6 protein-coding genes and 1 pseudogene are annotated in these 7,583 nt (G+C 70.6%); 6 read left to right on the forward strand and 1 reads right to left on the reverse strand.

All coding sequences use genetic code 11. The annotated features are described in order from the left end of the window. The first annotated feature begins 47 nt into the window (after positions 1-47). From ON27_RS30090 to ON27_RS30115, 6 genes are all read left to right on the forward strand, one after another. A complete protein-coding gene (locus ON27_RS30090; RefSeq protein ID WP_043735273.1) occupies positions 48-386 on the forward strand; it encodes a YbaB/EbfC family nucleoid-associated protein in 339 nt (112 codons plus the stop codon). Beyond that, the gene (locus tag ON27_RS30095; RefSeq protein WP_063711393.1) at positions 383-1,108 is read left to right on the forward strand and encodes a hypothetical protein; all 726 of its coding nucleotides are present in this window, start codon (positions 383-385) and stop codon (positions 1,106-1,108) included. Before ON27_RS30090 ends, ON27_RS30095 begins: the two co-directional genes overlap by 4 nt. After that, a complete protein-coding gene (locus ON27_RS30100; RefSeq protein ID WP_043735275.1) occupies positions 1,105-1,470 on the forward strand; it encodes a hypothetical protein in 366 nt (121 codons plus the stop codon). The genes ON27_RS30095 and ON27_RS30100 overlap by 4 nt, the downstream gene beginning before the upstream one ends. A 36-nt stretch (positions 1,471-1,506) precedes the next feature. Further along, positions 1,507-1,830, forward strand: coding sequence for a hypothetical protein (locus ON27_RS30105; protein WP_157227416.1), 324 nt, complete (start codon positions 1,507-1,509; stop codon positions 1,828-1,830). A 7-nt stretch (positions 1,831-1,837) separates the two neighbouring features. Beyond that, positions 1,838-4,375, forward strand: a complete 2,538-nt coding sequence (locus ON27_RS30110; RefSeq protein ID WP_043735280.1) for a hypothetical protein — start codon at positions 1,838-1,840, stop codon at positions 4,373-4,375. 78 nt (positions 4,376-4,453) lie between these two features. Continuing rightward, on the forward strand, positions 4,454-6,370 hold the full coding sequence (locus ON27_RS30115; protein ID WP_043735283.1) for a type VII secretion target: 1,917 nt from the start codon (positions 4,454-4,456) through the stop codon (positions 6,368-6,370). 464 nt (positions 6,371-6,834) lie between these two features. On the opposite strand, the pseudogene ON27_RS30120 reads toward ON27_RS30115, so the two are convergent. Next, positions 6,835-7,583 (reverse strand): annotated as a pseudogene (locus ON27_RS30120) (hypothetical protein); the annotation flags it as partial.

Raw genomic sequence — 7,583 nt, forward strand, 5'->3', positions numbered from 1 at the left:
GACCCAACCCGGAGGTAACGCATGAGTGAGCGCAGCGAGGTGGAGTCGTGAGTGCCATCCACCCGGATGTGCAGGCGGCCTTGGACGCCGCGCGCGATCTGCGGCATCGCATCGCCGAGATGCGGGAGAAGATCGACAACATCCGCGCTCGCAGGCCCTCGCCGAGCGGCGCGGTCATCCCGGAGGTCGACGCCATGGGCAGGCTGACCGATCTGTATCTGGCTCCGGGTACCGCCGCACGGCTGACCTGCCCCGAACTGGTCGCCGAGATCATGTCCGCGATCCGGGAGAGCACCGCCGACGCCGCGCGGCAGTATCAGAGCGTCATGGAGACTCCCGTCGAGGAGATCCAGCCCACCGCCTTCGTTTCCGGGCAGAGCGGATGACCGAGCCCGCCCCGGAGGTCACCGTCGCGGACACGGTGCGGTGGCTGCACGACGAGGGGCTGGTCCGGCTGGCCGGGGTGGCGGACGGCATCTCGGAGACGATCGTCGCGTACACGATCGACATCGCCACCGGGACGGTGTCCGCGCACCCCGCGACCGGCGGCGGCGTCGGGGCGGACGTGGTGTCGCTGGCCGCCGACGATCTGCCGTACCCGGTGGGCACCGCGAGGCGACTGGTGGTCGTCGGAGTCACGACCACGGATTCGGTTCTCGTGATCGACCTGGCGGCCACCCTCACGATCGCGATCAATGCCGACCGTCCCGCGCAGGCGGCGCGTTCCTGGGTGCTGCAGCTGTTGCTGAATCCCGAGGTCACCATCACCACCAACAGCGCCGACGTCGCGATCGGCGCCAGTGCGCGGCTGCGGCAGAGTTTCATCCCGGGCGGCGGCGCGACCCTGGTCAACGTGGACGACAGCCGGCCGCCGGTCACCGCGGTGACTTTGAACGCGACCACGGAAGGTCCCGACCATCTGGACGTCGCGCCGGACGGCACCGGCGAGATGTATCTCGGCGCCCGGTTCTGGCAGTTGCGCCAAGTGATGCGCATCGAGGACGCGGCTTGGTCCGTGCTGGCAGCGCGCCTGGAATCCGCGGTCGACGACGTCGACAATCCTTTCAATCCCCCATCCGGCGAACGATTCTCGGAGAGCAGCCGATGACCGACATGCACTCGATCGATGTGGACGACTTCGACGACGAGGAAGTCGACACCCCGCCACCGGACTGGCGGAACCTGACCTATGAGGTGTTCAACCCCGATCACACCGTCGGCGTCGGGTGTGACCGGGACGGGGAGATCATCGGTCTGTACATCACCGACGAAGCGCGCGACAACGGCGACGAGTGGTTGGCGTCCCAGATCGTGCGGCTCGCGCGGCTGGCACACGCGAAGTCGCGCGTGGGCCTGCGGGCTGAGATGGAGTACAAGGGCACCCGTCCCTACACGATCGACTCGTTCGATCTCCCGACCGAGGCTTCCTACCGCGCCATGGAGGAAGCGGAGTTCCGACGCGACACCTGAGTGCCGACCGCCGCAACGGCGAGACAGGACAGCGACATGACCGACAAATTCGATACCGACGAACCGCACGAGGTGGTCGCCGCCGCGCGGAAGTTCCGGACCGCGATGACGACGGTCGGCAGCCAAGTCGAGCGGGTCACCGCTGGTTTCGTTCCGCCTCGCCGACCCGAATCGGACCTCGATCGGCAGCTGGTGGCGTGCATGCGGAAGTGGATCAAGCCTCCTTTCGATCGCGCGGTGGGGGCCAACGGCCGTCGAGTGGACGCGACGACCGAATTCATCACGCAGGTCTCCTACACCCATGGCGACGCCGATCGCGAAGGCGCCGCCGTCGTGCACCGTCGCACCCAATCCATCTGATTCGCTGATGGAACCGGAGCGCAACAGTCCGTACTGGGACGCGATCGTCGGCGACAACTGGCCGGTGATCTCACCGGGGGACTGGAGCGCGCTGGAACGTCGCGCGCGTGACGGCGCGGCGGCGCTGGACCTGCTCGACGCCGACAGCAAACGCCGCGACTTCGACGAGCGGGCCCGTTCCAGCGCCGGTCTGCAACCGGTCAAGGACGACATGCTGCGGCAGCGGGCCAACCCGCAGGCGTTCGCCGACGCGCTGGAGGCCGCCGCCGACACCTTCCGGGACTTCTCCGACCTGGTGTACCGGACCCGCAACAAGATCCTGGACATCGTCGAGGAGACCACCGCGCAGGTCGACCGGACCAAACGCGCGGCCGCGGCCGAGGACGACGAATCCGACGCCCAGGCCATCCGCAGCCGCATCCCCGGCATGATCGCCGCTGCGCGGGACGCGGTGGAGGACGTGGTCAGGGCCGCGCTGAATTCGATCAGCCCGCACGGCCTACCCAGTCTGGCCGCGATCGCCGACGCGCTGGGACAGCCGGGACCGTGGTCTCCCGGGCACAACGGTCCGGACGATCATGGACAGCACCGGCCCGCGGCCGACCACTCCGGCAACCCGCGTCAGGACGGGCCGAAGGACACGCACAGACCGGACAATGTTCCGGTCTCGGTGCCGCCACAGGTCGGGGCCGACGATCCGGTCGTCGACCCGACCGGCCCGCTCCTGCCCGGCGACGACCTCGGCGAACCTCCGAATCAGATTCCTGCGCAGGACACTTCGTCCAGTCCGCCGTCGACCGGCACGGACCCCGGCCAGAACGCACCCGTTGGGCCGACGACCGTTCCCGTCGGCAATACGCCCGGCGCGGCGCCCCAAGACGGACCGGGCATACCCGGCGTGAGCAGCGGGCCCCGTGCACCGGTGACGGATACCGAGCCGGTGACTTCGGACCCGGATGTCCGAGCGGACGACGACCATCGGGGAGCGCCCGTCTCGGAAGAACGAGAGCCGGACGAACGTGGTCCGGTGGGAAGCGATCCGGATGCCTCGTCCGATCGAACCGAGTCCGTGAGCCAGGACCGGCCGACGACCACTTCGGCGGCGGAATCGAACGACGCGACCAGGGTCGAACGGTATGCGACTTCCTCCGCGCCGATGACGGACCCGACCGCCGCGGTGCCCTACATCCTTCCGCCTCCCGTCGTCACGCCTCCGCCCGCTCTCACGCCGCAGGCTCCGGCCGCCTCGGTCAATCCGGCCGGACCGGCGGTTTCCGCTCCGGCGGCGCAGGCGGGCTCGGGCCCGCCGCAGGTGCAGGCCAAGCAAACCGCGGCCCCCGGCGAAACCCGCGGACCCGCCGTCGCGCCCAAGATCACGGCGGTGAGTTCGGGACCGCCGCCCGGTTCCGCCGGAGCCGTCAAGGCGCCGCCCCCGGAGCGGGGCGAGCAGCGGGCGGACCCCGAGAAGGCCGAGAAGGCCGAGGCCGACGGCAGCGACGAAACGATCCGCAACGTAGTGGGCGCGGCCATGACCTCGGCCGCCGCCCCGGCTTTCGTCCTGGGTGAGCGGGTGGACGGCGACTTGGTGCTGGCCCGTACCCTGCTCGGCGGCATCCTGGCCGCGGGCGGCGACGCGGTCCTCGGACTCGGCTGGGCGGTCTCGGTGATGCGCCATCAGAGCGGCATCAGCGCGTTCGTCACCTCGAACGAGGGCCGCGGCTGGATGCCCGCGGGGCTCCACCTGCCGCGTGAGATGTCGACTCCGTGGGTCTGGGACGTTTCCGACGCGGCGTGGGAGGGGGTCGCCGACCCCGCGCGTGTGCTGGCGGAGTTCGCCATCGCCTGGGGACGGAAGTCCGGTGCTCGGCTGACCGCCGTCGTCTCGTCGGAGGAGATCGACGCCGAGTTGCGGCGACAGTTGGGCGAGGTCCCGATCGAAGGCTCGGTGGCCGCCTCCGCGGCGATGGACTTCAGCGCGCCGCGGCCGAGTCTGGTCGACCGTCTCGAGCTGGTCGGGGCTCCCGCCCTGGTCAAGCGAGCGGGAACCGTGCCCGAGGCGGAGATCGGTACGCGACGGTGGGAGTTGGCCTCGGACGCGCACCTTCGTCTCCAGCAGGCCGGGCTGGGTTCGCCGGCCGCGCTGGGGGCGCCCGCGGCGCGCGAGCGGATCCTCACGGCGTTGCGACAGCGTCGCGAGGTGCCGCAGGAGTGGTGGGAGGAGCTCCGGGACGCCGACGACCTGCTCACCGCGACGATGCTGTCGCGGCGCGCGGATGTGTCCAGGGTCGGGCTGGGCGAGTTGCGCGCCGACCAGTCCGACGGCCGGTACGCGTCGGAGCTGAACGGCTTGCGCGCCATGGTTTTCGAGCGGCGCTGCGATGAGCTCGTGCTGCTGCTGGCCGAGGCCGCTACGCGCCAGAATCTGCGCGACGCGATGTACGCGCACGCGCAGATCGTGGGCCACCCCGCTTTCGTCGCACCGGCTCCCACCCCGGCCGCCGGTCCGGTTCGCCGTCCGACCATCACGGCGGGCCCTGGTCGTTGACCGGAAAGGCCTGCGCTCCCACTCCTGGGAAGGATCGACAATATGGGAGACGTGTGGTGGGAAAGGATCTGATCGAGCATGCCGAACAGCATGGAAATCGACCCTGCGGTTTTGCGTCAGCTGGCCGACCAACACGACCGGGTCGCGCGTGACACCAGGGAATGGGCCAAACCCCCGGCGGACTGGCTCGCGAACTTCCTGCCCACCTACGGCAAGATCGCCTATCCGGTGTACGAAGCCCTGGAGCGGTACTACGACGCCAGGCAGCGGGCGGGCGAGGCGCTGGCCAGCGAACACGACCGCACCGCCGACTCGCTGCGTGCGTCCGCGGACGCCTACGAGCAGTCCGACGAGGACTTCGCCTCGCACATCCGGCAGGTGGGCGGCGTCACGGATCAACCGTCCCCGACGATGCCCGTTCCGGCCTCGACCGATCCGTTCGGTCCGGGCGGCCCGACGCCACCGGTAGCTGTCGGGCCCGACGGTCCGGTGCAGGCGGGGCCTACCTCTGCGGGAACCACGCCCACTTCGGCCGGCCCCGACGGCACCCAGAACAACCCGCTCGGCACCTCGCCCGGCGGTCCGAACGGAGCGTCGCCGACGAGTACCGGTGTGCCCGGCGCGACCGCCGCTCCGACGGAACCGGTGGGTACCAACGGCACCGGCACGCCGAACGCGCCGGGAACGACCGCAGCAGGTGCGCCGTCCAGCCCCGGCGTCACGGCGCCCACGTCGACGGGCATGCCGACGACCGGTGTCGGACCGCTCAACGCGGCTCCGGACGACCGCGGCGCCACGCAGCCGCCCAGCGGCGCGACGGGCCGGCCGGACCTGCCGCCCATGCCGGTGCCGGTCGCGAGCCCGTTCGCCGCGGCCGTCGCCTCGGCGAAGGACAAGGAAGCCGAACCCGCGTACGTGGTGGGCAGCCAGGTGAACGACGACCTGGTCCTGGCCAGGACGCTGCTCGGCAGTGTGCTCGCCGCCGTGGATTCGCCGGTGGGCATGGCCTGGTCGGTGGCGGTGTTGCGCGGACCGGGGGGAACGGGCGTCTTCATCACGTCGAACGAAGGCCGTGGCTGGTTGCCGGCCGGGCTGTACTTGCCGCGTGAGGTCTCCACCCCGTGGAACTGGGACGAGTTGCTCACCGCCGACGACGGCAGTGGCTCGCCGTGGGAGGGGGTCACCGACCCGGCCCGGGTGCTGGCGGAATTCGGTCTGGCCTGGGGCGCGAAGGCCAACGCGCAATTGTCGGCGCTCGTATCGTCCGGACCGATCGACCCCGGTTTGCGCTCCCGCTTCGCCGACGCGGCGATGGAAGGGCTCGTCGGTCCGTCCTACGACGTCGACCTGCGCGAATTCACCCCGGACACGGCCGACCGGCTCGGCCTCACCGGTTCGATCGCGGGCCTGGAACAGGTCGCGTCGGTACCCGACGCGCAGGTCCTCGCGCGCTGTGTGGAGCTCGCCGCGGATGCCCACGGCCAGGTCGGGCGCTCCGGATCGGTACCCGCCGAAGCCGCCACCTCGCGCCGGGTCCGGGAACGGATTCTGGCCGAGGTCCAGGCCGGGCGGCCGGTGCCGCGCGAACTGTGGGACGAACTGCGCGACGCCGACGATCTACTGGCGGCCTCGATGCTCGGGCAGCGGGTCGACGTGGGCCGGGTGGAAATCGGGCAGCTGCGGCTGGACGCCGGAGTCTCCCCGTTGCGCAGCATGGTCTTCGAACGCCGCTGCAACGAATTGGTGCTGTTGCTGGCGGACGAGCCGAGCAGGCAGACACTGCGTGACGCCGTCTACGCACACGAACAGATCACGCTGCACCCGCAATTCGTCTCGACACCGGCGCCCGTGTCCACCACCGTGGCGCCCGAGCGGGTCGCCCGGCCTGCGACGGCTCCGGCGGTCGCCGCACCGGATGTCGCCGGAGGGCCGCCGCCCACCGTCGTGGTGGCGCCCTCGACACCGCCGCCGGTGGCGCCACCGGAGCGGTCGTGAAAACGGCGCGTTCGTAGCCTTTTTCGATGATCCGTGCCGCGGCACAGTGGATTCTTTCCGCCGTGCCGCGACGCGGACACCGGCGCCTTCATCGTGTTGCGGCCTGACCGCGTGCCGAGACAACGCGCTTACGGGATGAACCGACAATCGCTGCGAAAGGCCACGCGGTAGGGAGACAAGGGTCGGCAGTATGAGACTGCCGGTGCCGTCGGCGTTGTGCAGGCAAGCTGCATCGCTGTGCGCTCGATGACCGTCGAGCGGACGACGACGGCCGAGCGAAAGATTCGCAGGAAAGCCCCGAGTCCCTGAAGGACTTCATTCACCGGAATGACGGGATCGAGGCTCGCGCTCGTTGTCGACCGGTGATCTGACCCGCCCGCAAACGCGGACAACCCTTTCGCCGAATGTGCTGAGGGGTGGCACCGCCCAGCGGTCCCACCCCTCGCCACACTTCGGCACAGGCCCTAGGCGTCGATGACGGAACTGGCTTCCTGATCCGGCTCTTCCTCGGCCGCGGCATCCTGAGTGGTCCCGCCGGCCGGCCGATCGGCCGAGGACACGTCCCTGGACCGCCGAACCGGGATCACGCCGGGCGCCACCGTGGTGGCCGGAGCACCATCCTGTTCGGCGGGCGGCGCGGTATTCGCCGCCGGGGCCGCGGTGACGCCGCCGGGCTCCGTGGCGGCCGGTTGCGCACCGGCCGGTTGCGCGTTCGGATCGCCTGGCGGCGGCCCCGCGGGCTGGTCGCCTGGCGGCGGTGCCTGGACCGGCTGGCCCTTGTTCTGGTTCTGCTCGGCCTTTTCGGCCTTGTCCTCTTCGGCCTTTTGCAGCATCTCGGGGATCTGTGAGACCAGCGGCATAGCCGCCATCGGCAGCATCGCGAGCATCGGCAACAGCGATGACAACCCACCGTCGCCGCCGCCGCCACTGCCGCCGCCGGCCGCGCCGCCCCCGCTGGATTGGCCTCCGCCGCCGGAGTTGCCCTTCCCGCCGCCGTTGGCCATGTCCTCGTTGAGGTCGGCGATCGCGGTGACCTTGTCGTATACCGCCTCGACGGCGGCGGCGACCGCTTTGAGCAGGGGAAGCTCCTGCGCCGGCTTGAGTTTGGCGCTGCCCGCGGCCTTCAGCTTGGCATTGAGTTCGGTCACGATGGTCTTGATCGACCGCAGGGCCTGTACCTGTTCGGCGGCTACCGTGACGGAGGTCTTGACCA

Source organism: Nocardia asiatica NBRC 100129 (assembly GCF_000308415.1).
Lineage (GTDB): Bacteria > Actinomycetota > Actinomycetes > Mycobacteriales > Mycobacteriaceae > Nocardia > Nocardia asiatica.

Coding starts and splice junctions, on each gene's coding strand:
- ON27_RS30095 (WP_063711393.1), top strand. CDS start 383: ATGACCGAGCCCGCCCCGGAGGTCACCGTCGCGGACACGGTGCGGTGG.
- ON27_RS30100 (WP_043735275.1), top strand. CDS start 1,105: ATGACCGACATGCACTCGATCGATGTGGACGACTTCGACGACGAGGAA.
- ON27_RS30105 (WP_157227416.1), top strand. CDS start 1,507: ATGACCGACAAATTCGATACCGACGAACCGCACGAGGTGGTCGCCGCC.
- ON27_RS30110 (WP_043735280.1), top strand. CDS start 1,838: ATGGAACCGGAGCGCAACAGTCCGTACTGGGACGCGATCGTCGGCGAC.
- ON27_RS30115 (WP_043735283.1), top strand. CDS start 4,454: ATGCCGAACAGCATGGAAATCGACCCTGCGGTTTTGCGTCAGCTGGCC.